At 39.9% G+C, this 25,675-nt stretch carries 25 protein-coding genes and 1 pseudogene; 14 read left to right on the plus strand and 12 right to left on the minus strand.

Going from position 1 to position 25,675, the window contains the following annotated elements; all coding sequences use genetic code 11:
- The first annotated feature begins 6 nt into the window (after window positions 1–6).
- From walK to BTA31_RS11250, 12 genes are all read left to right on the plus strand, one after another.
- Window positions 7–1,851 carry a cell wall metabolism sensor histidine kinase WalK gene (gene walK, locus BTA31_RS11195; protein WP_020453619.1) on the plus strand — a complete coding sequence of 615 codons (1,845 nt, stop codon included), beginning with the start codon at window positions 7–9 and terminating at the stop codon, window positions 1,849–1,851.
- Entirely contained in the window at window positions 1,841–3,205 is a 1,365-nt protein-coding gene (locus tag BTA31_RS11200) for a YycH family regulatory protein (protein WP_076791560.1), read from the plus strand. The genes walK and BTA31_RS11200 overlap by 11 nt, the downstream gene beginning before the upstream one ends.
- Complete coding sequence (locus BTA31_RS11205) at window positions 3,192–4,040, plus strand: two-component system regulatory protein YycI (protein WP_076791563.1); 849 nt, start codon at window positions 3,192–3,194, stop codon at window positions 4,038–4,040. The genes BTA31_RS11200 and BTA31_RS11205 overlap by 14 nt, the downstream gene beginning before the upstream one ends.
- 14 nt (window positions 4,041–4,054) lie before the next feature.
- Window positions 4,055–4,849: an MBL fold metallo-hydrolase gene (locus BTA31_RS11210; protein ID WP_003177960.1), complete on the plus strand. Its 795-nt coding sequence runs from the start codon at window positions 4,055–4,057 to the stop codon at window positions 4,847–4,849.
- An 82-nt stretch (window positions 4,850–4,931) separates the two neighbouring features.
- A complete protein-coding gene (locus tag BTA31_RS11215; RefSeq protein ID WP_076791565.1) occupies window positions 4,932–6,143 on the plus strand; it encodes a S1C family serine protease in 1,212 nt (403 codons plus the stop codon).
- 300 nt (window positions 6,144–6,443) lie between these two features.
- Window positions 6,444–7,289, plus strand: a complete 846-nt coding sequence (locus BTA31_RS11220) for an SAM hydrolase/SAM-dependent halogenase family protein (RefSeq protein ID WP_076791567.1) — start codon at window positions 6,444–6,446, stop codon at window positions 7,287–7,289.
- A 248-nt stretch (window positions 7,290–7,537) separates the two neighbouring features.
- Complete coding sequence (locus BTA31_RS11225) at window positions 7,538–8,008, plus strand: membrane protein (protein ID WP_043929009.1); 471 nt, start codon at window positions 7,538–7,540, stop codon at window positions 8,006–8,008.
- A gap of 30 nt (window positions 8,009–8,038) precedes the next feature.
- Window positions 8,039–8,557 (plus strand): GNAT family N-acetyltransferase, encoded by a 519-nt coding sequence (locus BTA31_RS11230; protein ID WP_076791569.1) that lies wholly within the window; start codon window positions 8,039–8,041, stop codon window positions 8,555–8,557.
- Between the two features lie 429 nt (window positions 8,558–8,986).
- Window positions 8,987–9,469, plus strand: a complete 483-nt coding sequence (locus BTA31_RS11235; protein ID WP_076791597.1) for a DUF4234 domain-containing protein — start codon at window positions 8,987–8,989, stop codon at window positions 9,467–9,469.
- A gap of 198 nt (window positions 9,470–9,667) precedes the next feature.
- Window positions 9,668–9,826 carry a CxxH/CxxC protein gene (locus BTA31_RS11240; protein WP_003177948.1) on the plus strand — a complete coding sequence of 53 codons (159 nt, stop codon included), beginning with the start codon at window positions 9,668–9,670 and terminating at the stop codon, window positions 9,824–9,826.
- A gap of 80 nt (window positions 9,827–9,906) precedes the next feature.
- Window positions 9,907–10,386, plus strand: a complete 480-nt coding sequence (rlmH, locus tag BTA31_RS11245) for a 23S rRNA (pseudouridine(1915)-N(3))-methyltransferase RlmH (protein WP_076791572.1) — start codon at window positions 9,907–9,909, stop codon at window positions 10,384–10,386.
- Between the two features lie 91 nt (window positions 10,387–10,477).
- Window positions 10,478–12,655 (plus strand): AIPR family protein, encoded by a 2,178-nt coding sequence (locus tag BTA31_RS11250; protein WP_076791574.1) that lies wholly within the window; start codon window positions 10,478–10,480, stop codon window positions 12,653–12,655.
- 76 nt (window positions 12,656–12,731) lie between these two features.
- On the opposite strand, the gene BTA31_RS23305 is transcribed toward BTA31_RS11250, so the two are convergent.
- Both BTA31_RS23305 and BTA31_RS23310 read right to left on the minus strand, forming a co-directional pair.
- On the minus strand, window positions 12,732–13,214 hold the full coding sequence (locus BTA31_RS23305; RefSeq protein WP_239693177.1) for a DNA methyltransferase: 483 nt from the start codon (window positions 13,212–13,214) through the stop codon (window positions 12,732–12,734).
- A 25-nt stretch (window positions 13,215–13,239) separates the two neighbouring features.
- Window positions 13,240–13,944 (minus strand): DNA methyltransferase, encoded by a 705-nt coding sequence (locus tag BTA31_RS23310; RefSeq protein ID WP_239693178.1) that lies wholly within the window; start codon window positions 13,942–13,944, stop codon window positions 13,240–13,242.
- A gap of 198 nt (window positions 13,945–14,142) precedes the next feature.
- Between BTA31_RS23310 and BTA31_RS11260 the strand changes: the two genes are divergently transcribed.
- Window positions 14,143–14,298 (plus strand): helix-turn-helix domain-containing protein, encoded by a 156-nt coding sequence (locus tag BTA31_RS11260; RefSeq protein ID WP_239693179.1) that lies wholly within the window; start codon window positions 14,143–14,145, stop codon window positions 14,296–14,298.
- Window positions 14,299–14,678: 380 nt separating this feature from the next.
- Here BTA31_RS11260 and BTA31_RS11265 read toward each other — a convergent pair whose 3' ends face one another.
- From BTA31_RS11265 to BTA31_RS11290, 6 genes are all read right to left on the minus strand, one after another.
- Window positions 14,679–15,281 carry a response regulator transcription factor gene (locus BTA31_RS11265; protein WP_076791577.1) on the minus strand — a complete coding sequence of 201 codons (603 nt, stop codon included), beginning with the start codon at window positions 15,279–15,281 and terminating at the stop codon, window positions 14,679–14,681.
- Window positions 15,278–16,399, minus strand: coding sequence for a sensor histidine kinase (locus tag BTA31_RS11270; RefSeq protein ID WP_076791600.1), 1,122 nt, complete (start codon window positions 16,397–16,399; stop codon window positions 15,278–15,280). The genes BTA31_RS11265 and BTA31_RS11270 overlap by 4 nt, the downstream gene beginning before the upstream one ends.
- Window positions 16,400–16,422: 23 nt before the next feature.
- Window positions 16,423–17,160, minus strand: coding sequence for an ABC transporter permease (locus BTA31_RS11275; RefSeq protein WP_076791580.1), 738 nt, complete (start codon window positions 17,158–17,160; stop codon window positions 16,423–16,425).
- Window positions 17,157–18,059 (minus strand): ABC transporter ATP-binding protein, encoded by a 903-nt coding sequence (locus tag BTA31_RS11280; protein WP_076791582.1) that lies wholly within the window; start codon window positions 18,057–18,059, stop codon window positions 17,157–17,159. The genes BTA31_RS11275 and BTA31_RS11280 overlap by 4 nt, the downstream gene beginning before the upstream one ends.
- A gap of 281 nt (window positions 18,060–18,340) precedes the next feature.
- The gene (locus BTA31_RS11285; protein WP_006639775.1) at window positions 18,341–18,652 is read right to left on the minus strand and encodes a nucleotide pyrophosphohydrolase; all 312 of its coding nucleotides are present in this window, start codon (window positions 18,650–18,652) and stop codon (window positions 18,341–18,343) included.
- Window positions 18,653–18,654: 2 nt separating this feature from the next.
- Window positions 18,655–20,292, minus strand: a complete 1,638-nt coding sequence (locus BTA31_RS11290; RefSeq protein ID WP_076791585.1) for a DUF2075 domain-containing protein — start codon at window positions 20,290–20,292, stop codon at window positions 18,655–18,657.
- A 391-nt stretch (window positions 20,293–20,683) separates the two neighbouring features.
- Here BTA31_RS11290 and BTA31_RS11295 point away from each other — a divergent pair, with 391 nt between their 5' ends.
- Window positions 20,684–21,697: a hypothetical protein gene (locus BTA31_RS11295; protein WP_076791587.1), complete on the plus strand. Its 1,014-nt coding sequence runs from the start codon at window positions 20,684–20,686 to the stop codon at window positions 21,695–21,697.
- Window positions 21,698–22,273: 576 nt separating this feature from the next.
- Here BTA31_RS11295 and BTA31_RS11300 read toward each other — a convergent pair.
- The 4 genes and pseudogenes from BTA31_RS11300 to BTA31_RS23315 form a co-directional block, all read right to left on the minus strand.
- A complete protein-coding gene (locus tag BTA31_RS11300; RefSeq protein WP_076791590.1) occupies window positions 22,274–23,278 on the minus strand; it encodes a FecCD family ABC transporter permease in 1,005 nt (334 codons plus the stop codon).
- Window positions 23,275–24,285, minus strand: coding sequence for a FecCD family ABC transporter permease (locus tag BTA31_RS11305; RefSeq protein ID WP_076791602.1), 1,011 nt, complete (start codon window positions 24,283–24,285; stop codon window positions 23,275–23,277). Before BTA31_RS11305 ends, BTA31_RS11300 begins: the two co-directional genes overlap by 4 nt.
- 84 nt (window positions 24,286–24,369) lie before the next feature.
- Entirely contained in the window at window positions 24,370–25,290 is a 921-nt protein-coding gene (locus BTA31_RS11310; protein WP_043927704.1) for an iron-hydroxamate ABC transporter substrate-binding protein, read from the minus strand.
- Window positions 25,291–25,467: 177 nt separating this feature from the next.
- Window positions 25,468–25,675: pseudogene (locus tag BTA31_RS23315) on the minus strand (hypothetical protein); the annotation flags it as partial.

Raw genomic sequence — 25,675 nt, forward strand, 5'->3', positions numbered from 1 at the left:
ACCCAAATGAATAAAGTCAGTTTTTTTCGCTCGATTCATTTTAAGTTTACCTTAATATACGTTCTGCTGATTATCGTTGCCATGCAGATTATCGGCGTCTACTTTGTCAATGAGATGGAGAAGTCACTTCTTAAATCTTATAATGACTCTCTTGACCAGCGGGTGAACAACCTTTCATATTATCTGGAACAGGAAATGACGAAGGATAGAAGCACGTCTTCCTCGACTACCTTGAAAGAAGATGCAGAGCGGATTCTAAATGATTTCAGCAAAGAAGGCGAAATTCTCGAAGTCAGTCTGATTGATAAAAGCTATGAAGTCATCGCGACCTCCAATCCTTATAACCGGGAGGTGGCGGGGAAAAAGACAACAGAGGGCATTATTAAAAGGACACTGCTTGTCGGTATTCCGTACGAAAATAAATTTTTCGACCCGGAGCGGGACAGCAAAGTGCGAATTTCAGTCACGCCGATTAAAAAATCGAATCAAGAGACAATCGGGGCCATTTACGTCGTGGCATCGATGGATAATGTCTACAATCAAATCCGGACGATCAACACCATTTTAGCGTCTGGAACTTTTATTGCGCTTGGAATCACTGCTTTCCTCGGGATCTTTGTCGCGCGAACGATTACACATCCGCTGTCAGATATGAGAAAGCAGGCCATTGAACTGGCGAAAGGAAATTTCTCAAGAAAAGTTAGGAAGTATGGAAACGACGAAATCGGCCAGCTGGCCACAACGTTTAATTATTTAACGAGAGAGCTGAAAGAAGCTCAGTCCATGACAGAAGGCGAACGAAAAAAACTATCTTCTGTTATTGCGTATATGACAGACGGGGTTATCGCGACAAACCGAAATGGCGCGATTATTTTGCTTAATACGCCGGCGCTGGAGCTTCTAAATGTTTCACGTGAAACGGCTCTGGAAATGCCGATCACCTCACTGCTCGGCCTTGAAGACGAATATACGTTTGAAGATTTGGTTGAACAGCAGGATTCCCTGCTTCTTGAAATTGAACAGGAAGAACGGACGTCTGTGCTCCGCGTCAATTTCTCGGTCATCCAAAAAGAACACGGAAAGATCGACGGGTTGATTGCGGTTATTTACGATGTCACAGAACAAGAACAGATTGATCAAGAGCGGAGAGAGTTTGTGGCAAATGTCTCCCACGAGCTCAGAACGCCGCTCACAACGATGCGCAGCTATTTAGAAGCGCTTGCGGAAGGCGCATGGCAGGATCCAAACATTGCGCCGCGCTTCTTGAATGTGACACAGAATGAAACAGAGCGTATGATCAGGCTTGTCAACGACTTGCTGCAGCTTTCAAAGTTTGACAGCAAGGATTATCAATTCAATAAAGAATGGATTCATTTTATCCGTTTCTTCTCATTGATTATTGAACGCTTTGAAATGACGAAAGAGCAGCATGTTGAGTTTATCAGCAATCTGCCGGATAGAGAATTGTATGTTGAAATCGACCCTGACAAGATTACGCAAGTGCTGGATAATATCATTTCAAATGCGTTGAAATATTCCCCTGAAGGAGGCCATATCACGTTCTCTGTTGATGTAAATGAAGAAGAAGAGCTTCTTTATATCAGTGTCAAAGACGAAGGTGTCGGCATTCCGAGAAAAGACATGGAGAAGATCTTCGAGCGTTTCTACCGTGTAGATAAAGCCAGAACAAGAAGACTCGGCGGTACGGGGCTCGGTCTTGCGATCGCAAAAGAAATGGTACAAGCCCATGGCGGCGACATCTGGGCCGACAGTATCGAAGGAAAAGGAACAACGATCACATTTACCCTGCCGTATAAAGAAGAACAAGAGGATGATTGGGATGAAGCGTGAAACAATTAAAACGATAATACTGTCCCTTTTGGTTTTGATCAGTCTTCTTTTTACTTTTAATATTTGGGGATTTCAGGGGAATTACGAAAAAGTGGAAGATTCACAGGCTCAGGTCAGCGACAAACAGCCGATTACAAACCAAACAAAGTTGTTAAATGAAGCCGTCAAACCGCAGCAAATGTTCATTCATGAGAATGGGCAGCATTATTTGCTGAATGATACGACGCTCTATTCTCAGCTCTGGGATGACATGAGCCGATGGGAAGTCAAATCGTTAAAGGATATCTCGGACAAATTTGACAGGCAGCAGTTCAAAAACTGGCTGTACGCTAAAAATAAAGAATCCAAATTGGATCTCGTCTTCAGCGACAATATTCCAATCGATGTGCTGCAGCCGCTTTTCAAATGGTCCGCCAATTCTTATGAGTACAACTCTTTTGACAGAATCGTTCTTCCTTTCAATGAAGGACGGGGCATGAAAAAAATCTACTTTGTATCCTTCAGCAAAGAGACGGTTGTTGAAGCGGTGATTGAATCGGCAAATTACCGCAACATCCTTTCAGACATTGAAAAAGAAAAGACACAAATGCCTCTTTATGAGGACTTTGCAATCAATTCGCGCAGGGATGTCTTGCTTCCGGTTAACAGGCTGAAGCTGTCTGAAAAAGAGTATTTTACAGAAACGATCAGCCCGACGCGTTTTAAAAAAGCTTTATTTGATGACCCGCAAACCGTCCGGCAGGAAACCAACTTAAACAGACCGGTATATACGGATGGAACAAGTCTTTTGGAGGTCTACTCGAACAACAGACAGGTTAAGTTCCAGCACCGCAACCTGGAACCGAGTTCTTCTTATCAAAATGGAGAGCTGATCAATAAAAGCTTTAAATATTTAAACGACACGGGAAGCTGGACGGATGATTATCAATTTTTCGGTTTGAATGAAAATCAGCAGATCAACTTTAATCTGTTTATGGATCAGCTGCCGGTCGTTAACAGCCAAAACCAGCCTTTCGGAACGACGTCGATTGAACTTCGCTGGGCAAACAACGACATATTGGATTATAAACACCCAACATATGTCTTGGGCGCAAATGCAAATCCGGTCAGCAAGACGGATAAAGAAATCATGAGCGGAGAAGAATTGATTCAGTTCCTGCAAGAGAATGAAGAGTATGATTTTGAAAAGATTGAACAAATTTTCCCTGCCTATGAAATGGTCTCAGTATCAGAGGAACAAGACCCTCTTGTCAAACTTGTGCCGACTTGGTGCATTAAAATAAACGGTACGATAAAGCCGGTATCAAAGAAGGATTCAGCGGTGAAGGAGGGCATTGAAAATGGAGTGGAATAGAACAAAAACAATCTTCATTATCGTCTTCCTCATCCTTGATATCTTTTTGGCCTTTCAATACTATGATAAGCGCAGCAACAATCAGTTTCCGATTTTAGAAAAATCAACGCTGCAGGAAGATATGAAAGCAGACCATATTGCATACGGCAATTTGTCTAAAGAGACGTCAAAAGGCTCCTCAATCTCTGCACAAAAGCGAATCTTTAAGCAAAGCGAGATTAAGTCGTTAAAAGGGCAAAAGCCGAAGGCGTTAATGAATACTGAAAAAAAGAACGCTTTGACGGAAATAGAGATGGAATTTGAAACACCGATTGCGCTTCCGAAAACGGATATGAAGACAAAAGCAAGGGAAATCGTCAACGAAGAGATTATCGACGGCAGCAAGTACAAGCTTTGGAAAGTCGATAAGAACGGAAAACAGATCGTATTCTTCCAAACCTATAATGGAAATTATATCTTTCAGGACCGGCAAAATGATGATAACAACGAGATGGGCGAAGTTGTTCTGTACTTGAATAATAAAAACGAAGTCGTTTCCTATAAGCAGTCGATGCTGCAGGATATAAAAGAAGTCAAAACGGAAAATCTGATCTCTGCAGTCGGCGCGGTTGAAGCGTTGTACTATCCGGATTATTTGAAGAAGTACAGCAAAATTAAATCAGCCGAGCTTGGCTATTTTACGCAGTATCCGCTGGCAAGCGCTCAAATTTTCGTGCCCGTTTGGCGGATCGAAGTGGAGCGCAAAACGGACGATAAAACCATTCACGAAGAATTTATCGTGGATGCACGGGACGGAGCGCTTCTTCAATCACAAGAGAAAAAGGAAAAATCATAATGGAGTGAGAAACCATGAGCCTGCAATTTAGCGTACTTGCGAGCGGGAGTACCGGTAATGCTTTATATTTGGAAACCGATGACCACGCTTTTTTAGTTGACGCAGGACTTAGCGGGAAGGCGATGGAAGGGCTGATGGCGCAAATTGATCGAAAGCTTGATCAGCTTGACGGCATTTTTGTTACGCATGAGCACAGTGATCATATAAAAGGGCTGGGCGTGCTGGCAAGAAAATATGAGCTGCCCGTTTACGCCAATGAAAAAACGTGGAAGGCGATGGAAGGGCATATCGGTAAAATGGATAACGGCCAAAAGTTCGTATTTCCGATGGAAACCGTCAAGTCATTCGGCTCCCTTGATGTCGAATCGTTCGGTGTATCCCATGATGCCGCAGAGCCGATGTTTTACGTTTTTCATTACAATGGCCGAAAGCTCGCTTTGATTACGGATACGGGCTATGTCAGCGACAGAATGAAAGGCATCATCCGCTCGGCAAACGCTTTTGTTTTTGAAAGCAATCATGATGTTGGCATGCTGCAAATGGGCCGCTATCCGTGGAACATCAAGCGCCGGATTCTTAGCGACGTCGGACACGTATCCAATGAGGACGCGGCACTCGCAATGACCGATGTAATCGGTGATGAGACATCGAGAATTTATTTGGCTCATTTAAGCCAGGACAACAACATGAAAGAGCTGGCGAGAATGTCCGTGCAGCAAACGTTGGCTGCCAAAGGATTTGCGGCAGGAGAAACGTTTGATTTATATGATACCGATCCTAAGAAACCGACACCTCTCGTAGCGGTGTAAATTTTCCTGATTGAATGATTAATCTGCAGGCAGATGATCCACACTATATACATATATCGTTCCTTGAAAGGATTTGAATATAGTGGAGTTTAATCATGATGAGGAAAAATTCGTTCGGGAAAAGCCGGTGAGAAATTGGAGAAGCTTTTTGTTTTCAAGCCTGATCGGCGCCGTTATCGGCGCTCTTTTAACAGTGTTTGCCCTGCCGTACCTCTCGCAGCAGGGATGGCTGCCGTATAATCTGCAAGTCATCGAAGCGCGCGGAGGTCAAGGAACTCAGCAGGGCGGTACGGTCCGCAATGTATCCGTCAACGTGAATAATGAAGTCACGCAAGTGGTCTCTAAGGTTTCTGATTCTGTTGTCGGCGTTATCAACATCCAAAAGACAGGTGTATGGGATGGTGACAGCGAAGCGGGAACAGGCTCGGGCGTTATTTATAAAAAGGACGGCAACACATCCCACATTGTGACCAACCACCATGTCATTGAAGGGGCGTCCCAAATTGAAGTCAGCCTGAATGACGGAACACGGATTCCGGCAAAACTGATCGGCAGTGATAAGCTGATGGATCTGGCTGTTCTGCAAGTCAACAGCAATAAAATAAAAGCTGCTGCTGAATTTGGAAATTCTGATAAAGTGAAGACAGGAGAGCCTGTCATCGCGATTGGAAATCCGCTCGGCCTGCAGTTTTCAGGATCTGTTACACAAGGTATCATTTCTGGAACCGAACGTGCAGTTCCGGTCGATTCAAACGGAGACGGACAGCCGGACTGGAATGCCGAAGTATTGCAGACAGATGCTGCCATTAACCCGGGTAACAGCGGAGGCGGCCTGTTTAATATTGATGGAAAAGTCATCGGCATTAATTCGATGAAAATCGCTGAATCAGCCGTCGAAGGCATCGGCCTGAGCATTCCGGCCAACCTCGCCATTCCGGTTATCGAAGATTTGGAAACGTACGGTGAAGTGAGACGGCCGTATCTTGGAATTGAGATGAAATCACTTGGCGACATCGCAAGCTACCACTGGCAGGAAACGCTTAAACTGCCGAAGGACGTAACATCAGGCGTCGTTGTGATGGGCGTTCAGCCGGTATCTCCTGCGGGTAGAGCCGGTCTGAGAGAGCTCGATGTCATCGTCGAATTTAACGGTGACCGCGTTTACGATATTGTTGATCTGCGTAAAAAGCTTTACACCAAAAACGTCGGCGACAAGGTAAAAATCAAATACCTGCGGGGCGGAAAAGAAAAAACAACAGAAGTAAAGCTGACCCGATCACAATTGGGAAGCTGATCAAGACAGTCTGGCCGGTACGGCCGGGCTGTTTTTTTATTATTATGACGCGCCCTACGAATGATCGTCAAAAGGAAAAAATATGATTTTTGGAGAGTGAAATGAGATTTTTTCTGAGTGAATAATCGGATTTTTGGGTGTGAATTCCAAGTTTTGCCCTATAAAAAATTATAGTTTGTAAAAAATGGACAAAGCATCATATTGCGTTTCAATTTTGCGTACGATATGATGACTTTAATATTCTGACAAATGGCCGATTCAATGCAAGGTTTAAAAGATCAGGGCGGAGAGGGAGATAGGATGAGTCAGCATGCACTTGTATTACAATCTGATTTTGGCCTTGATGACGGGGCGGTAAATGCGATGTACGGTGTGGCTTATTCGGTTGACAGTTCACTCCGGATTTTTGATTTGACGCACAACATTCCCGTTTTTCACATTTGGGAAGCTTCCTATCGGCTGCTGCAGTCCGTTTCTTATTGGCCTGAAGGCACTGTCTTCGTGTCGGTCGTCGATCCAGGGGTCGGCTCAGAACGCCGCAGCGTCGCAGTCAGAACTTCTTCCAATCAATATATCATCACACCGGACAACGGAACACTCACCCATATCAGCCGGCAAAATGGAATTGCCGAGGCTCGCTATCTTGATGAAGCGCAAAACAGGCTTCCGAATTCAGGGGAATCACATACATTCCATGGACGCGACATTTACGCCTACACCGGGGCAAGACTGGCAGCCGGCATTGTCAGCTTCGACCGGATCGGTCCGGAAGTTTCAATAGCTTCCATCGTCAAACTGCCGGTCATGGAAGCTTATATCGAAAATGATTGGATAACCGGAACGATCGACATTTTAGATATCCGGTTTGGTAACCTTTGGACGAATATCAGCCGGACGCTCTTTAAGTCACTTGATATTCAATACGGAGATCCTGTAGAAGTTGTCATCAAGCATGAGGATACAAAAGTCTATCAGCAAACGATGGCATTTGGGCGGTCGTTTGCTGATATGCCGGTCGGCAAGCCGGTTGTTTATATCAATTCATTAGACCGCTTGGGCATTGCCCTCAACCAAGGATCGTTTGCTAAAACATACCATATTGGCACCGGTATCAACTGGCGGATTTCTCTTCGAAAAAATATATAACGGTAGACAAAAGAGCCTGGATATCCAATCAGGCTCTTTGCTTTTGTGTCATTCTTATGACATAAACGCGTTTTTCAGCTAATCGAGAAGACAGCAATCATCTTTAAAAAAATAGTTCATTTGTCATATTGGTACCTAAGTCATATTGTCTAAAACAAGAGAAAAGAATATATTGAGGGGGTGTGCCGCTGCTATGAAAAAATTCATTCAATTCATTTGTTTGGAAAACGAGTGTCCGGAGGAATGATATGAACGACAATGTGCAGACTGCGTTGAAAACGCTGTCTAATGTAAAGAGCAGAAGTATCTTGTCCGTTTTTGTGCTATGTCTGATCACACTGGGGGTTTACATACCATACTGGTTTCTATCCAGGAAAAAAAGCTTCGATTTGCTGCCTTATCATGATATTCCCTACACCACGTTAAAAGCTATCATAATTTATCATTTATTTTCTATTCCAATTAGAATATCAGCAAAAATCGCTTTTCCTGACATGCATTACAGCCTTTATATGCTGCTCGACCGCGTGATTTTGATTCTGTCCGCAGGTGTTTTGATTTACTGCGCACTGGTGGTGACTGCTTCATTAAACAAGCTCTCAGGCAAAGAACCTGCGAATGGGTCCATTTTTGCGTTCCTATTGAATGTCATCTACATTCAGCACAGAATCAATAAACTTTCCGAGCCGAAAAGCGAATGGCTGAGCAAAGCATCATGATCAATAAACAAGGAAGTGAAGTACAATTTGATGTTGAAATCGAAAATTAAAATTGACTTGAACAAACCGAGAAAAAAGCCGGCAATCCGTTTGATGCCAATGACGGAAGAAGACTTTAAGACATACCAGATCTATTCCATCCAGCATTACGCCATGGAGAAAGTAAAAGCGGGCACATGGACAGTGGCGGAAGCGATGGAGAAAGCAGAAGAGCAGTTTGCAGCCCTTTTGCCAAACGGCATTGAGACGATCAACCATCATCTATGGTCAATCATGGACGACAGCGGGGATGCCGCAGGCTGGCTTTGGCTCTACGCTGACCCGCACCATCCTCAAAAGGAAGCATTTATTTACGATTTCGGGCTTTATGAAGCATATCGCGGGCAGGGAATCGGCCAGCAGGCTTTAGCCGTCTTAGAAGAGGAGGCAAAGCAATTAGGAGTCAAAAAGCTGTCCCTGCATGTATTCGCCCATAATAAAAAAGCGAAGCGACTATATGAAAAAATGAATTTCGAGACGACGGATTTGCATATGAGCAAGAGACTGTAAGATCAAAGCTGTGAAAGCTTTGATCTTTTTTCATATCCAAAGTTCCACATGAAACACAGCGTGTCATTATTCCTAGTTGAGAGATACGGAAAATAACGAAAAAAGACAAAATGATTCGATTGAACCCCTTTATGTTACGCAATGACAGATTGCATATTACAAAGATAAAAATATGACGAATAATGTCCTATTGATTGTCGAATTTCCGCAGATGAACATGAAATAAGGATTAGGCAAAAGGATATAGTTTTTTTATTCCAGTCAAAAAAAAGAATCCATATACCTAAGAAAATCCCAATTTAACACTTCAATGGACTTTGATTTATCGGATTCAATATAGTACATTTTGATATGGAAAGTGGAAAAGTATAGATGGCAAGGATAAAAAGACCTGGAAGAACAGTTTTAAGGAAAGAAGCGTGTTTCAGCATGAGTAAGGAATTAGATGAATTTCCGAAAATAAAAGCCATATATGCGGTGTTATTAACAATCATAACGTCTGGCATATACATCCCGTATTGGTTTCTTTCAAGAAGAAAGAATTTAGAACGATGCCAGATTAAGCTCCCGTATGTCGCCATTAAAGTGACGCTGCTGTTAAGCGTCTTTTCAATTTTGGAGCCTTTTTGGACTTTTTATGCAATCACATTTCAAAGTGAAGACCTGCTTTCATACAGCGACAGCATTTTGCTTCTCCCGCTGCGCCCCGGACACAGCTTTCTCCCGCAGCTCTCATTTCTCCTTTTTTGGACGATAAATCTAGTTAGCGCATTTAAGGTTAGAAAAGCATTTATTGGGTTGTCAGAAAAGCCGGTTAACGGGTTTTGGACTTTCATTCTTAACGTTTCATATTTGCAGCATATCACGAATCAGCATTCTTTAGTTGTTCAGGAAAAAAGAGAAGCAATATAAAAACAAGATGAAAGCATCAGCGAGGTTAGCTGGTGTTTTTAATTTAGCTGGAACAGAGTTATCCAGAGGAATATAAAAGCTTGTGGATAACCGCGCGAAGTCATGCTAAAACCTACTAACATGTGCATAAATAGGGTATATTGAATAAGGAGCTTTTTTATAAAAGAGCCCAATGATACAGATATTGGAGGGACTTTTATGAAGTCTTGTGAAGAGCATATTGAAACCGTCATTGACATGTACGTAGATGAAGAAGAATTGGCCCCGGAAATCAGAAAAATCGAACATACACACAGTTTATCCACAACCTGTGAATTGTGTGATAAGCCTGCAGTATATATAGTGGGGAACGAATGATCGGACACTAAATACACAACCTTTATCCACAATTGTGGATAATGCATCTGAATAACTTGTTCTTAAAGTGGGGATGACCTGTGAATATATCAATCGTAGCAATCGGAAAACTAAAAGAAAAATATTTAAAACAAGGAATCGACGAATACATAAAACGGCTTTCGGCATACGCAAAAGTCGACATCATCGAACTGCCGGACGAAAAAGCACCGGAAAACCTAAGCGATCAGGACATGAAAATCGTCAAAGACAAAGAAGGCGAACGAATTCTCTCAAAAATCAGCCCCGACGCCCATGTCATTGCCTTGGCAATCGGAGGAAAAATGAAAAGTTCGGAAGAATTAGCCGATAATATGGATAGACTCGCCACATATGGAAAGAGCAAGGTAACCTTCGTCATCGGCGGCTCACTCGGCTTGAGCGACGCCGTCCTGAAGCGCGCGGATGAGAAGCTGTCGTTTTCTCGAATGACATTCCCGCATCAGCTGATGAGGCTGATTTTGCTGGAGCAGATTTATCGGGCGTTTCGGATTAATCGGGGGGAGCCTTATCATAAGTGAGTGAGATATTTTGCTGAATTTTGTTCAAAAAATCCTATAAATGAAAATATGAGTTAAAATGTAAATATCTATTTATCCAGGGGGATTGAAATTGGGTTTACTTGAAATGAGTCGAATAAAAAGAAGGATTATTGACGAATACGATGGATTAATTGACCTTTCAGATGCAGTTGTAAGAGGAGAGCGAACTGAATCAAATGAATTTCTTAGTAGAGCGCTTGCTGCTTACAGTATAAACGTACTGTATACCGAGATTGATAACAGAATGGTGGCAGACTCTATAACTGATGGCTCTGGCGATAACGGTATTGATTTAATTTACTATAATGAAGAAAAAAACGAGCTTTGTTTAGTCCAGTCTAAATACAATCATAAAGGTAATTCTGAGCCTTCAATTGGTGAGATTCATAATTTTATTGGAGGTGTTAAGGACCTAATCAACATTAAGTTTGATAAATTCAACCAAAAAGTAAATGATCGAAAAGATGAAATTGTTTCTATCTTAGAAAAAAGTAAATTAAAATTTAAGATAACTTTAGTATACACAGCAATAAATCTATCTCAGGATGCTAGACGAGAGTTCAATGAATTACTAGAGGAACTTAACGATTTTAGGGATATCGCTGACTTGGAAATCATTAATCAAAAACGACTATATGCTTCCCTTCATAATAAAGATAATTCTAGAAATATCGATATTAATATTGATCTTAAAGATTGGGGAAAATATGATGGAGAGATGGAAGCCGTTTATGGCCAAGTCTCCGCTTTACAAATAGCAGATTGGTGGGAGAATTATGGTAATTCTCTATATGAATATAACTTAAGAAAATTACTGGGTAGTACCCAGATAAATGAAGAGATTAGAAAAACTATCGAAACTGAACCAGAATTGTTTTGGTATTATAATAACGGAATTACAATTGTTTGTGAAGAGCTTGATATAAAAAGAAGAAGAAATAAAAAAGATTTAGCAACGTTTGAGTGTAAAGGCATTAGTGTTGTCAATGGGGCTCAGACTGTAGGAGTCATAGGGAAGTATGCACAAACGATACCTTCTTCCGTTGGAGAAGACGGAAAAGGAAACTTAGAGAATGTGTATGTCTCTCTAAGGATTATATCTATTACTAGTGTAGATGATGAAGGTCAAGAATATTTAAACGAAACTTTTGCATCAGCAGTAACAACTAAGAATAACAGACAAAATGAGATAAAAGAACGTGATTTTATTTCATTAGATGCATATCAGAAGAAAATTGAGAGCGATTTGGCGTTAATTGGAATAGAGTATCATCTGATGCGTGGTGAAGAAGAGGAAACTACAGAAACTAGTTTTGGTGTTCGTGAAGCGACACGAGCTTTATCCTTCGCGAAAGACATTGAAGCGACTATACAGGTTAAAAGAGAACCTGGATCAATATTTGCTGACTTAGATTCATCTGCATATAAAAAGTTATACAACGATAGTGTTACAAGTTATTACGTTTGGAACTGTGTACAAATTGAAAGAATGATTTCCGCTGAATTAGACGCTGAAAGAGCAAGAGATCCAGAAGGGGAAAGACTTGCTATTTTGCTATACGGTAAGGAAATAGTAAGCAAGTTAGTATTCGACTCGATAGGTACTGAAAATATTCCGACAGATAGTATAGATTTAACGATGATTTCTCGATCTACAAACTTTAAAGAGATTATTGAGCAAATCCTAAGTAGAATGGTATTAAAAGTAAGAGATATCGATAAGAGTCCTTCGAATATCTTCAAAAATAAAAAATTAATGAAAGAAATATATGAAGATGTAAAGATTCATATACTGAAGCATGAAGTCAAAAAAGATAGTATTTCTGCTGAATTAGAGCAATTTCAGGTAGAGAATATTGAAGGCTTGTCACGGGTAGAAAGGTTACAGTTATCTAGCTTTATGGACAAGATAAAAGATAATGCTTATGCACTTGAACTTTTTAAGAGATGGCTTGTAGAAATCTATGACGGTAAGCGGCATTATATAGGGTACAAGACTAATATCCACTTCTATAAAAAAGACGAGGGTGTTTCCGCAACAGAGAAATTTATTTTCAGGATAGCTTATTATACTAAGCTGATTATTTCTCTTGAGTTCAATGTTTATGGATCCAAATATCAAAGCATTCTTATGGAAAACAAAGAATTTGCAGATTGGGCAGAGAAAATAACCGATGATAAGCACCGAATTATAATTGATAATATGGAAAAAGTTGAACAATTTATGAAGATAAAAGAGTACATTTAAAGGACAAAACTATGTGTCCTCTCAGACCGTTGACAAAAAGGTCGGGTATTTTGGATCCGACCTATTTTTGTCCAATTTACTTGTTAGTGAGTTTTTTAGATTTATTTTTCTTAGCCGTTTCGAGTGTTTCAGGAAGCCAATGACCATTCTTCCTTCTAATTTTTTTCATTTCATCAGTAAAAAGAATATTTTTCTTGGCTTGAATTTCTTTTATTTGATCTCTATGAAAATCAATATCTTCAAAACGTTTTATAATTGAATCAATTGGCCCGATTTCAGATCCAATCCACCGTCTTTTTAGAATTTCACTAACAATATATGTTGTTCCACTGCCTCCAAATGGATCAAATACAACATCCCCTTCCTCGGAGGCCATGCTTATAATTCTCTCCATTAATTTTAAAGGTAATTCATTACTTTCTCTAGTTTTATATTTACTATGTCTTACTGGAGATATATCGTGCCAAACATCTGTTAAGTTTAAGCCACGGGAATTCAACTTATTTTTGTAGCCACCATAATCTTTAATGTCTCCCCCACAATGTCTACAAATTTCCAAAGGAATTCTTTGATTATTATAAGTATTAGGTTTTTTTCCTTTTGAAATAATACAGTAGAGAATAATGAGAAGGATAAAGTTTATTAGGAATAGGTAATTGGTATTTTACATCTACTGAAATCCAATGTCTAAAGTTTAGGTATTTGTTTAAAATTGAAGAAATGTATGTATTCCAAATAGAAAGGTTCCAAATAAATAATGAACCACCTTCTTTTAATATATTGATACAGCCTATTACCCATTTCTCTGTCCATTGTAGATATTCTTCTTTAGTTAATTTATCATTAATATTTGATTCATAAACTTTATTTAAATTAAACGGTGGATCAGCGAAGATTAAATCAACAGAATTTTCAGGAATATTTTGAATAATAGATAGACAATCATCTTGATATAACTTTCCTAATTTTGTTATATATATTGGTTTGGCTGATGTTTTTTCTTTAAAATTTTTTGAATTATTAGGTTCTAATAATTTACTTATAACAGAAGAGTTTTTGATGATATCTTTAATAGTACTGGTATCAAATATACCAAGTCTTAATTTTAATTCTAATTCAGTGATATTCAATTCCTTAAGAATAACTTTTAAATCATGTTCAAAGGGAAAAATTCGTTCATCATTATACATTTTTAGTTTGGAAACAGGTATGTTAGTCTTTTTAGAAAATGCCAAGAGATCATCGTTATCGGATATATTAAGTGCATCAAAAAAATAATTAGTTAACAAACCACCTTTTTAAATACTTTAAAATCTAATTTCACTCCATAGTGTGAAATTCACTTCTATTATTATATTATAATTATAGTGAGTAAGATACTACTTTTGAAATAAATTTAAAGTTTGGATAACAATGGCAAACCAAAAGTGAATTCAAAGAGAAACTAACTAAGTTAGGAAAAAAAATAAGATTGTTACGAGAAAAAAATGCCTTTCCCAGGAGGGACTTGCATAAGAGCGGGTTTACATAGAAACTATATTAGTAAATTAGAACTTGCACAAAAAAATCCAACTTATACGACCCTAATTAAATTATCAAATGCATTAGGGGTTAGTATTAACGAGCTTTTAGAGGAGGAATAAAACTCCCTTTTTATAATTATAAATAGCTTAAACTTAAATGTCCAAGTAAATTAGGGATGTCTTGTAACACAAATTTTAACAAAAGGAGGAGAGGAAACTTCTAAAATAAAGGAATGACTGCTTGAAGACTAAATTTCCCCTGTTTACAACGTTAAAAAGAACCACTAAACCTAGAAAAAACAATAAAACAAATGTCAGATTCAAGCTCCAATCAAATTTAGGGAAATGATAATAATGGCGGGTAGGATAAAGGTTTAGAAGAGAAACCGATTTTTTATTTTGTTACATTAAAGGGGAAATTTAATACTGACCAAAGTTCGTGTAATAAATTCCAGAAATAGAAATAAATTTTATTGAGTTTTAAAAAATAGTATCTACATTTAAACCCACCCCTCCCCCTCAGCAACCTTCGCCGCCTCCGTCCGATTCTTCGCACCCAGCTTATTCATAATTTCAGAAATATAGTTCCGGACGGTGCCTGCTGACAAAAATAACTCGGCAGCAATTTCTTTTGTCGTCATTCCCAAAGCCGCCAATCGCAGAATTTCCTGCTCGCGTTCGGATAGCGGGTTTACCTTGCGGATGGCATCAAAGCTAAGTTCCGGGCTGAAGATTCGCTTGCCTGTCATGCATTTTCGGATGGCAGCGGCGAGGTCGTCGATTTCTCCATCCTTGAGCAGGTAGCCGTGGACATTGCTTTTGACGGCGCGTTCGAAGTAGCCGGGGCGGGCGAATGTTGTTAATATGATAACCTTACTTTTTGAGCCTCGTTTCGTCAGCTCTTCTGCCACTTCTAGGCCGCTTTTGACGGGCATTTCGATATCCATGAGGCAGACGTCCGGTTCTAGTTTGAGAATGGCGGTGAGGGCTTCTTCCCCGTTTGTCGCCTGGCCGATCACTTTCATGTCTTCTTCAAGATCAAGCAAGGACCCCAGCGCGCTTAACAGCATTCTTTGGTCTTCGGCAATAAATAAACGAATCATTGGATTGCTTCCTTTCCTTCAGCTTTCTTTACAATTGGAACGGCGATGCTTAAAACTGTGCCGTTATGGGTTGAAACGTCGAGAGCGCCGTCGATTAATGCAAGTCTTTCTTTCATTCCTCGCAGGCCGTTTCCAAATGGTGTTTGCTGATTCATCCCCATTCCGTCGTCTTTGATGGCGATGCTTATTTTTTCATCTGTTTGAGAGATAGAAATGGTGCAATGGGTAGCGCGGCTGTGTTTGACGATATTTGTGGCGGCTTCGCGTATACACATGCTGACAATGTTTTGGGTGACAGGAGGAATATTTGAAAAATTGGAACCTCCCATGTATTCGAATGTGATGTCTGCAGCCCGCAGGATTTGCTGGATGTGGATGAGCTCTTCTGCAATAGTTGCCGTTTTCATATCAGACACGAGTTCTCGGACTTGTTTTAAGGCTGCTCTAGATGTGGTTTCTATTTCTCTTGCTTCTTTTCGCGCCCGTTCCGGGTCGCTGGCAATGGTACGCTGGACAAGCTGGCTTTTTAATGTGAGCAGTGAGAGAGTATGGCCAAGTGTATCATGCAGATCGCGGGCAATTCGTACACGCTCCTCGCGTTTGACCAGTTCCTTAATTTGCTGATTTGCCTCATCAAGCTCTTGTTCCAGTTCCATGCGGCGGTTCATGGAGCGGATGCCGTATGGTGAAATGAGCATAATCACAAGAAAGGGCAGAAAATAAAAGAGCCGATTTAGCAGGGATGGATCTTTCAGCAGATGATAGATAAAAGGGGCGACCAATACAACAACCAGGCTGGCAAGCCCGCGCCGGAACGTCTTTTTTTCCCGGTAATAGCCGATAAAGTTTGCTGAAAAAAAGCCTAAAAAGACTAAATTGATATCATAAAAAACAGTGTAGATTAAAATGATCGAAAGCTGGATGGCCAGCCAATAAGTAAATAATTTTTTCTGCGGCGAAATAAAAAAAGGCTGGCGGTACGTCACTAAGAAAAGCAGCACGAGTCCAAAACCGATCAGCTGTTTGATCCCCGAGGTCTGATTCGTCAAATAAGAAATAGGCAGCAGTAAATAGATTAAAAAGATATAGGGAAAAAAGCCGTACCGTTTCGGAAACATGCTGAAGTTTTTTTCATTCTTACTCACACCGCTTCTTGTTTTCTTCTTATATATTTAGATAGTAGCATAATAATGACTAAATAGGCTAATAGGACGAGAATATTTTTCCAGTTTGGCATTTGACCTTGAGCGATTTCCCAGGCACCGCTGCCATAATGATAGGATGGCAGCCAATAGCCGATATTCTGCATCATTTTTGGCATAATTTCAAGCGGCATCCACATCCCTCCGCATACAGCGAGCCCTATATACAGCACATTGCTGATTCCGGCTGCTGTATCCACTTTTTTCATCATTCCGATCAATGTCCCGATCGCCAGGAAAGGGAGCGAGCCAAGCAGGGTCCACAATCCGCACAGGAACCATTCCAACGGGGATAAAGAAACGCCGTTGATCAAGGCGCCGGCTAAGAAGATAACCGTAATCGAAAGAATATGAATGACGCTTTGCCCCGCCATTTGAGCGATAAAATAAATGTGGTCGGGAAGAGGCGTCACGCGTATGAACGTCGACCAGCCTTGGGTCCGTTCTTGAACCATGCGGATCCCGAGCGTCATGATCGAAGAGCCCATGACGCTGAATGTTGTCATTGACATTAAATAATGCGCATTCCAAACGGCAGGGTCCGGAGCATTTGTATTGACGAAATTTGTAAAAATATAATAAAAAGCAATCGGCATGGCCAATGACCAAAAGACAAAATAGCGGTTTCGAAGCATTCTTTTGATTTCCATTCGGCATTGCATCTGAAATACATTCATTTTACGTCGTCTCCTTTGCTTGTCAGTTGGCGAAATGCCTCTTCAAGATTTCCACGTTCAATTTGAATATCATAAGCGCCGATCTTTTCTGTGAAAAGAAGTTCCAATATTTTGTCCGTATTAGTCGTGTCGATGTAAATCCGATTGTTTTTCCGGGAAATTTGCTCGATTTCCGGGTGCTGATACAGCTTTTCCAGCGATGTTTCCGGATCGGCCATAAATGAAACCGAATGCTTCGATATTCTTGATTTTATTTGGAGCGGCGTCCCGTCAGCAACTACCTTACCGTCTTTAAACAGCAAGATTCGTTGTGCGGCATCATCAGCTTCCTGCAAGTAGTGTGTAGAAAAAATGATCGTTTTTCCTTGCTCTGCGAGCGTTTGAACCGTTCGCCAAAAACGGTTTCTTGAAGTGATATCCATTCCGACCGTGGGTTCGTCGAAGATCATCAAATCTGGATCACCGGCAAGCGCCAAGGCAAAGCCGAGACGCCGCTTTTGCCCGCCAGACAACTTTTCCGCCTGTGTTTTTAAATCCTTGTCTGTCAGACCTGTTAACGCTCTAAGCTTCTGAAAGGATAGAGGCTTTGGATAGTAGCTCCGGACGAGTTCAATGATTTCACCTGCACGCAAACCAGGCATGACGCTGACTTCCTGGAGCATCGTGCCGATTTTTTCACGCACCCGTTTTTCATGCGGCATGGATTCGAATAATGTGATGTTGCCTGACGTAGGTTTTAACAGCCCCAATATCATAGAAATCGTTGTTGTTTTCCCGGCCCCGTTTGGCCCTAGAATGGCTACAATTTCTCCTTTTTCAATTGAAAAATCTATCTGATCAACCGCCGTTTTTTGGCGAAATGTCTTTGTCACATTCGTCAAGCTCACAACATTGCTCATGGCTTACAGACCACCCCCTGATTTACTCATTTCATTGTATAAGTTGAGGGAGGCGGATTTTAGTAAGTGATGTCATGAAAATCGGATGACAAATGTCATTTTTTTAAATATAACAGGAAGCTGGCGAACGGTGCAGAAAGAATCGAAGGGGGTTAAAGCAAATGAAGTAGGGGGCTTACGGTAAGATAACCGAGCAGAGCGCCATAATAATCAACGCTCATGGAGATAGAGAGAGCGGTCTTCAATTGTGAAAGAAGCTCTCTCTACTTAAAAGGAGAGTCTTAACCATTATTTTTAACCGGATACTTCCTCCCATTCTTCACAATTTTCTCTTCCACAATCTCTTTGACATCCAGCCCAAGATCGTTACATAACATGAATGAGTAGATTAAAACATCTGCGATTTCTTCACGGATGTTTTCTTTATTTGCTTTGAGTGCTTCTTCACTGCTGATCCATTGGAAGTCTTCGAGCAGCTCTGCTGCTTCGATGGAGATTGAGATGGCGAGGTCTTTTGGGTTATGGTATTGTCTCCAGTTTCGTTCATCTCTGAATTCGTTGATTGCGTTGATTAGGCTTTGGATATCACTCATGATCATTTTCCCCTTTCTAACTCGAGTAGTCTCTTTCTTAATTTAGGGTCTGTCGCATAAATATAGAGGCCGTGTATGCCCCGCTTCATCAGGACATTTATTGAATTTAAGATGATTTGTTCTTTAATTTGTTCATTCTGTTCTGGCGACAAATCTGTACGTGACACGAATGCCCCTTTATCTTTGTATTTAGAAGTATCAATTACCAGTTCGTCGTTGTCTTCATCATAGCTTACGGAAGGGCCGAGAACGACGCCGACGTAATTTAAATCAAACCCTTGAACAGTATAAATGGAGCCGATTTCTTTAATAGAATTCGGATTTTCGGCCCATGTCACTTTATCCTGGGTGCTGTTCCAGGGCATGTTAATCCCTTCTTCATCAACGATGTAAGTCTTTTTATCTTTTTTATGTAAATAATCAAAGGTCGAGACAATCCGGGAGAGCCCGTCTTCACTGTTTTTACGTTCAATAGCTGTTTTAAACGCAGCAGCATCTTCGAATATTTTAAGCTCGAAGGAGGAGTCTTCAGTCGGCAAGGGAAGAACTTTCTTTTCAACAAAGCTGTCAATCCACTTCATCGTTTCTGGATTGGCGTTCATTCTCATTTGGTCTGTCAGTTTTACGGTTTTCGCATCATACTGATTGATGATTTCTTCGAGCAGCCTATCGTTCCAATAACTTTTAATCTTTAGGACTTGTTTTGGATCAAAGATCACAACAGTGATTTTACTTCGCTTAATGATCTCATCCAGCTGGTTTTGGTAGCGAAAATTGTTATAGGAATCTTCCTTTGTCAAAAGCAGATGAGCTTCGTCTACTAATACGATATCCGCTGTTGCTCCCGTCTTTGTTTTCTCATTAATAAATGGTGTTGGCTTCATAAGACTCTTTTTCTTCAAATTCGGTAAGCTGTTGGCGATACTTTTATAAGTCTTCAGCATTTCACTGTGATTCACCAGCAAGTAATTATCCTTTTTGCCTAAAAAAGGGTCCCCGCTGTTAGCCAAGTCTTGAATCGTATTAAACAGAGAGCTTAACAAGACACTTTTACCTGTACCGGCATCTCCTTCAATGACAATGACATGATTTCCTTCTTTTTGTATATGTTCTTTACAGAAATCAAGGATCTTATTTTTAATATCGAGCTGCTGGGGTGAGAGTTCCTTATAAGGAGATAACTTATAAATATCTTTATTCCTAAGGTTTTCAAGAGAATCGCTCACAATTTTCTCTTTTCTCAGCTTCTCCCAAATGACTTGAAAGATATTTTCATTATAAAAGGGTTTCTGATAGTAATTGTGCATTTCTCTAGACCTGGTCTGGCTCACGTTTTGAAGCTGATAGCGGTTATCTGCGATAAAATAGTTAATTAAATTTGATTCAATATTGTATGTCGCAGACTGGTGAAATTTCTCATGCCCGATTAATATAAAACGATTCAATTTCTTTCGCTTTTCGTCATCTATATGATTCTTCAAACGCCGTGCAGCTTGAACCGTTTGCCCAATATATGCAGTCGGTTTCTTTTTCTCATTATAAAGGATGTACACAATCGGATAGTTATTTAAATGCAGTGTTTTTACAACATTCACATGATCTGAAGTAAATTCTCTTTTTTCAAACACAAGTTCATTCATTGTCTCAGCCTCTGTATCTCTATTTAAAAATAATAGTATCATATTTATATTACTTCTATTATAAGGTAATGCATTTTAACAAGGAAGATGATTGTAAGTCTTTATTAAAACCGATATAGATAAATTGGGATGAAACGTATCATAAGTAAACGAGGTTGTGTGGCAATAGCTTAAACCACACTCAAAACCCACCCCCTTTCCCGTTCATAATATTGTCATCATGAACGATAATGAGGTATTAGACCAAAAGAGTTGAAGTCAATCTATGGGGAACGCTTACGTTTACCCAGCAATAGGGGAAGATTGACGTATTTTTAACAAAATAGGTCATTTATTGACTCAAAAATCCTTCGGTGATATAATATGGAAATATTTTAAAGGAGGGAAACGAATGTTTGGAAAATCCAAATTTTTAATTGCAGCGTTTGCCTTAGCTATAAGCAGTTTTGCCGCTACTACTGCATATGCACAAACAGGCTACTTTAATACGTATACCGATTATGTATCCTTATCAAAATCGGGTTATAACACTGCAATGCAGGGTATGTGTGTTGATCGTAATAACAACGTTATTTATGCAGCAAAAATAAACAACTCAACTCATAAAACTCAATTATTCTCTATCAAAATGAATGGTACAAAAAGTAAAAGAACTGTAACTCTCCTTAAAAATTCGAGTACCAATTCCACCAGCTATGATTTAGGCCACGCAAATGACTTAGCGGTAAAAGCTTCCGCAGGTGATAAACATGTCAGCATTTATGTTGCCCCAATGTCTGATGGGTCCAAGTATGTCAATAAAATCGTTAAACTGAGTGTTGATACAGCAAAGAAAACTTATAAAGTGGACAAAACTTATGTGCTGAACTATAAAGGTTCGAATTTGTCTATAAGCGGAATTACATATTCTGTTGGTGCAGATAAATTTATTGTAAGATCAGGGAAGAAATTTTTTATTGGGAAGTTTAATGATAAGACTGGCAAATTCGATTATGAAGCTACTTTTAAATTAAACTATTCAAAAGCTGTTGTTAAAAATACGACAATGGATGTTTCTAATTATATTCAGCAAGGGATTTCCTTTTATCAGGGAACGTTATATGTACCACTGACAAAACCAGATGCGAAAGGTAATGCTTCGAATGTCAGCATTATATTAACATATCCTTTGAATATAGACAGTTTGATTAAAGAGCAAAAAACAAGGCCAACTGCTGACTTTTCCAAAGAATTGTTTACTCGCAAAGATTTATCTTTCAGAATTACCAGCGGTGTATATAAACTATTTGAAATAGAATCTGTTGATTTTGACAGCGGCACGCTGTACTTTAACACGAATCGCGGAAATACTGGAACACAAAATGATATGATCGCAACATTTAATGGTTATAATTATTATAAGTAAATGACATAGTTTTTGGTGCAAGGGAGCGGTTCTCTTGCACCTTTTTATGTACACGTAATGAAGATACGAGTGTTGAGTGAAAGAAATTCAAAATAAGCCGATTTGGCTCGGCCGTTGTATTAAAAGGTACCATGTCAAATTGAAAAGCGAAGGTAGATGATTTTTTCTTTGATTTCCGGTGCATGAAGCTGACTTTGGGGGGCATCGTTAAACAAATCAAGTTGTTGAAACCTAGGGCGTTAGCAGTTTTTTTTTGTTAAAATAAAACCAGTATTAAGCCTAGATAGGAGGCGGCTGTATTGGATTCTAAAACGTTGAATAGGATCAGAACGGCATTGGATCAAAGAATTAAACATGACCGCGAGCTGCCGAAAAGAAGTGTTGCTTGAACAATTCATCATGATCTGGAGAATGAGGTAGGGGGGAGGAGCCTTATCTCATAAGTATCTGAAAAGAGAAAACTTCTCCCTTTCATACCACCTCTGCAAAATGGACTACCAAAGGGTTTGATTTAATGGGTCCATTTTGAAATGAATTTTTGGAGACTCATTGGGACAGCCTCGTTTTTATGGATTTTTACTTTTTCAATAACAAATAAATAAAATAAGGTGCCCCGATTAATGAAACCATGATTCCAGCCGGTATAGTGGTTTCAATGATATTACGTCCGATTGTGTCGGCGAATAATAAGAGCCAACCGCCAAGTAGAATAGCAACAGGGATAAATAGTTGATTTCTGGGTCCTACTAAAGTTTTTGCGATATGTGGGGCCATTAATCCGATAAAGGAAATACCTCCTGTGACAGAAACGGCAGCAGCTGCTAATGCGACAGCTGTTAAAAGCAAAACAATCCGCTCCCTTTCAATGGAAACCCCAACTCCAATGGTTACAGGCTCGCTTAATCCTAATAAATTTAGTCGACTTGCTTTGTACAAAGTAAACGGAATCAAGATGACTAACCAAGGCAGGAGAGCCCAAATAAATGGCCAATCCGTACCCCAAATATTACCCGCCAGCCATTTGGCGATGAAATCAACTTTTGTCCGTTCAGCAGAAGAAATAATGACAATCATCGCTCCGGAAAGTGCAGTTGAGAATCCGACTCCGATGAGGACTAAACCTATAGGCTGCATACCACTATTTTTGTTATAGGCTAACAGATAAATGAAGAAGCCCGTTATAATCGCTCCTATAAAGCCAACAATTGGAATCATATAAACAAATGATCCAGCTTCAGTCGGGAAAAATAAAAAGAAAACGGCAATGGCAACCCCAGCACCCGAATTAATCCCAATAATGCCTGGATCAGCTAAATCATTTTTTGTGATTCCTTGCAAAATAGCACCTGATATAGCAAGTGCCATCCCAGCTAATAAAGTAATCAATATTCGAGGCAAGCGAATAGAATATAATATAAATTCCTCTTTAAAGGTTCCTTGACCTAATAGAGTGTGGATGAGTCTGTCAAAAGATAAACTAGCAGACCCTATTCCCATCCCAATAATAGCTGTAGCTATGATGAGTATGAGAGAAATCGATAAAATCATTCGCTGTTTTTTAATTAATGCTGAATGTATCATGAGAGTGTTTTTCCTCCCTTTCGGACAATGATCAGGAAGAACGGTAAACCAAGCATAGCGACAATGGCTATAACAGGTGTTTCATATGGTGCATTTAAGGTACGGCCAAGTGTATCAGCAAATAGCATAAAAGTAGCTCCGCAAGTTGCAGACATTGGTAAAATAAAACGATAATCGGTTCCAACAATTGCCCGAACAATATGAGGAATCATAAGACCGATAAAGGTCATATTGCCAACCAGAGCAACAGATGCTCCCGCGAGAATGATCACGATAATAAATAGAAGGATTTTAATTCTGATGATATTTTGACCTAAGCCAACTGCAACTTCTTCATTTAAGCTGAGAATGGTAAGTTGTCTCGAGAGGAAAAAGGAAACAACAATTCCAATGATAATAAAAGGTACAATAATTCGCAGTTGGTTCCAAGTTGTTCCAACCATCCCTCCTGCTGTCCACATCGAGATATCTTTAGAAATTTTAAAATAAAGGCCAAGCCCTTCAGCAATGGCGTATAAAAAGGCGGAAACAGCAGAACCCGCTAATACAATACGGAAAGGAGAGAATCCGCCTTTTTTCATTGAACCGATTCCAAAAACCAACAAGGCACCGAGTGCGGCTCCAATAAAACAGGCAACCATCGTCAAAAAGTAATTGGCTGATGGAATGAAAGCGATCGTAACAGCCAATGCTGCATAAGCCCCGGCAGATAATCCTAGTAAACCTGGATCAGCAAGTGGGTTTCTTGTTAGACCTTGCATGATTGCACCAGAGACAGCAAGAGCTGCGCCAACAAAAATGGCAGCTATTTCACGAGGTAACCGAATATCACGGATAATCGAAATATGATCGCCGGTTGCAGAAGACGAAAGAGCCAACCATACATCTTCAACTGAAACGTCTGCAGCTCCAAATACCATTGCCATAAAAAACATACCAATAAACACTAGAATTCCTAAGATGAGTTTGAAGGCAAATGAGGTAAAAGATTGAGTTTTTCTTATCATAAAGCTCATCATTTTCCTTTCTTAGAATGGGAAAGGGGCTGCCCTTTGGCCAACCCCTTTCAATAGACCTCTGCTTTTCTAGTCTTAGTTTCCTAGAAACGCTTTTTTAAAGAATGCTAATTGCTTTTCAAGTGTGATTGGGTCAGTGAATGATGCGCCTTCACCTTGCATTTCAATGACATGTCCGTTTTGGACAGCAGGAATGTTCTTGTATGTGTCTGTTTCTTGGAAAGATGTATTCGCATCAGAGTACTTACTTAAAATGACATAATCTCCCGCATATTTTGGAAGCACTTCAGCTGATAACGTATAATACCCTGCCTTTAATGCGTCTTCCTTTACTTTTTCAGGCATATTTAGTTTCATCGTTTGATATAAGATTTCTGTACCGCGCGCCCAGTTATTACCGTAAACATAAAGCTCTTTCCCATATGCTTCAATAACAGATACAGTTGAATCCTTTCCAATTTTTGTACGAATGTCTTTTCCGATTTCTTCGGCCCGATGCTTAAAGTCGTCAACCCATGCTCGGGCTTCTTTTTCTTTGTTTAGTAGCTTGCCAATTTCCACGTGTTGAGTTAAATAATCTACTTTACCCCATGTATAAGTAACAGTAGGAGCGATCTCATTTAATTTGTCTAAATTTTTCACCGTTGATAACGCGATGATTAAATCCGGCTCTAATTCAATAATTTTTTCTAAGTCATCTTCTGAAACTTCTTGAACATCTTTTAACTTTTCTTTAAAGGTTGGATTGTTTTTAGACCAAGTGTCTACACCGACAACGTTGACTCCTAAATCTAACACATTTCCGGTATACCCTGAAAGCATAACAACTCTTTGCGGATCGGCTGGAACTTCGATTGGTCCTGTTTCCGCTTGGTATGTAATCGTTTTAGATTCTTTTTTTGCTGAGCCGCTATCCTTTGTTGCTGACTCTTCATTGCCGCATGCACTAATCATAAGCGTCAGCAGTAGCATAAACGGGATTAATAGTTTCTTCATGCTCATTTTCACCTCTTAATAAATTGTAAGTAACACACTTCGGTTTATTTGTTCTCGGGCCAATTTGAAAGACTTCCCGCAGTACTCATCCTTCACAAGTCCGGCCTCGCCGTCTTTAATGCAATGATATAATCCGAAAAAAACGAGCAGCTCGATGTAAATCATAAAGTACCATCATCAAAAAAATATGTCCGTCTCCCGTACAAGCGCCATAGCAATTCCATTGGCGCTGACCTCAGGATATGGTTGTTCCTTTTTATCTGGAATCGTTACACAGAGATTTTTTACAATTAAACGTCCTCCAGATCCAGTATTTAATTCTTCAGTAAATAGCTGTATGAACCGCAGAATGAAAATAAATAAACGATAATGATTATCAATATCA

The organism is Bacillus haynesii (assembly GCF_001969855.1).
GTDB classification, from domain to species: Bacteria; Bacillota; Bacilli; order Bacillales; family Bacillaceae; genus Bacillus; species Bacillus haynesii.

Bases quoted from the DNA above. Each gene is read 5' to 3' on its own strand.
- walK (WP_020453619.1), top strand. From the start codon at position 7: ATGAATAAAGTCAGTTTTTTTCGCTCGATTCATTTTAAGTTTACCTTA.
- BTA31_RS11200 (WP_076791560.1), top strand. From the start codon at position 1,841: ATGAAGCGTGAAACAATTAAAACGATAATACTGTCCCTTTTGGTTTTG.
- BTA31_RS11205 (WP_076791563.1), top strand. From the start codon at position 3,192: ATGGAGTGGAATAGAACAAAAACAATCTTCATTATCGTCTTCCTCATC.
- BTA31_RS11210 (WP_003177960.1), top strand. From the start codon at position 4,055: ATGAGCCTGCAATTTAGCGTACTTGCGAGCGGGAGTACCGGTAATGCT.
- BTA31_RS11220 (WP_076791567.1), top strand. From the start codon at position 6,444: ATGAGTCAGCATGCACTTGTATTACAATCTGATTTTGGCCTTGATGAC.
- BTA31_RS11225 (WP_043929009.1), top strand. From the start codon at position 7,538: ATGAACGACAATGTGCAGACTGCGTTGAAAACGCTGTCTAATGTAAAG.
- BTA31_RS11230 (WP_076791569.1), top strand. From the start codon at position 8,039: ATGTTGAAATCGAAAATTAAAATTGACTTGAACAAACCGAGAAAAAAG.
- BTA31_RS11235 (WP_076791597.1), top strand. From the start codon at position 8,987: ATGAGTAAGGAATTAGATGAATTTCCGAAAATAAAAGCCATATATGCG.
- BTA31_RS11240 (WP_003177948.1), top strand. From the start codon at position 9,668: ATGAAGTCTTGTGAAGAGCATATTGAAACCGTCATTGACATGTACGTA.
- BTA31_RS11260 (WP_239693179.1), top strand. From the start codon at position 14,143: ATGCCTTTCCCAGGAGGGACTTGCATAAGAGCGGGTTTACATAGAAAC.
- BTA31_RS11265 (WP_076791577.1), bottom strand. From the start codon at position 15,281: ATGATTCGTTTATTTATTGCCGAAGACCAAAGAATGCTGTTAAGCGCG.
- BTA31_RS11270 (WP_076791600.1), bottom strand. From the start codon at position 16,399: ATGTTTCCGAAACGGTACGGCTTTTTTCCCTATATCTTTTTAATCTAT.
- BTA31_RS11275 (WP_076791580.1), bottom strand. From the start codon at position 17,160: ATGAATGTATTTCAGATGCAATGCCGAATGGAAATCAAAAGAATGCTT.
- BTA31_RS11280 (WP_076791582.1), bottom strand. From the start codon at position 18,059: ATGAGCAATGTTGTGAGCTTGACGAATGTGACAAAGACATTTCGCCAA.
- BTA31_RS11285 (WP_006639775.1), bottom strand. From the start codon at position 18,652: ATGAGTGATATCCAAAGCCTAATCAACGCAATCAACGAATTCAGAGAT.
- BTA31_RS11290 (WP_076791585.1), bottom strand. From the start codon at position 20,292: ATGAATGAACTTGTGTTTGAAAAAAGAGAATTTACTTCAGATCATGTG.
- BTA31_RS11295 (WP_076791587.1), top strand. From the start codon at position 20,684: ATGTTTGGAAAATCCAAATTTTTAATTGCAGCGTTTGCCTTAGCTATA.
- BTA31_RS11300 (WP_076791590.1), bottom strand. From the start codon at position 23,278: ATGATACATTCAGCATTAATTAAAAAACAGCGAATGATTTTATCGATT.
- BTA31_RS11305 (WP_076791602.1), bottom strand. From the start codon at position 24,285: ATGATAAGAAAAACTCAATCTTTTACCTCATTTGCCTTCAAACTCATC.
- BTA31_RS11310 (WP_043927704.1), bottom strand. From the start codon at position 25,290: ATGAAGAAACTATTAATCCCGTTTATGCTACTGCTGACGCTTATGATT.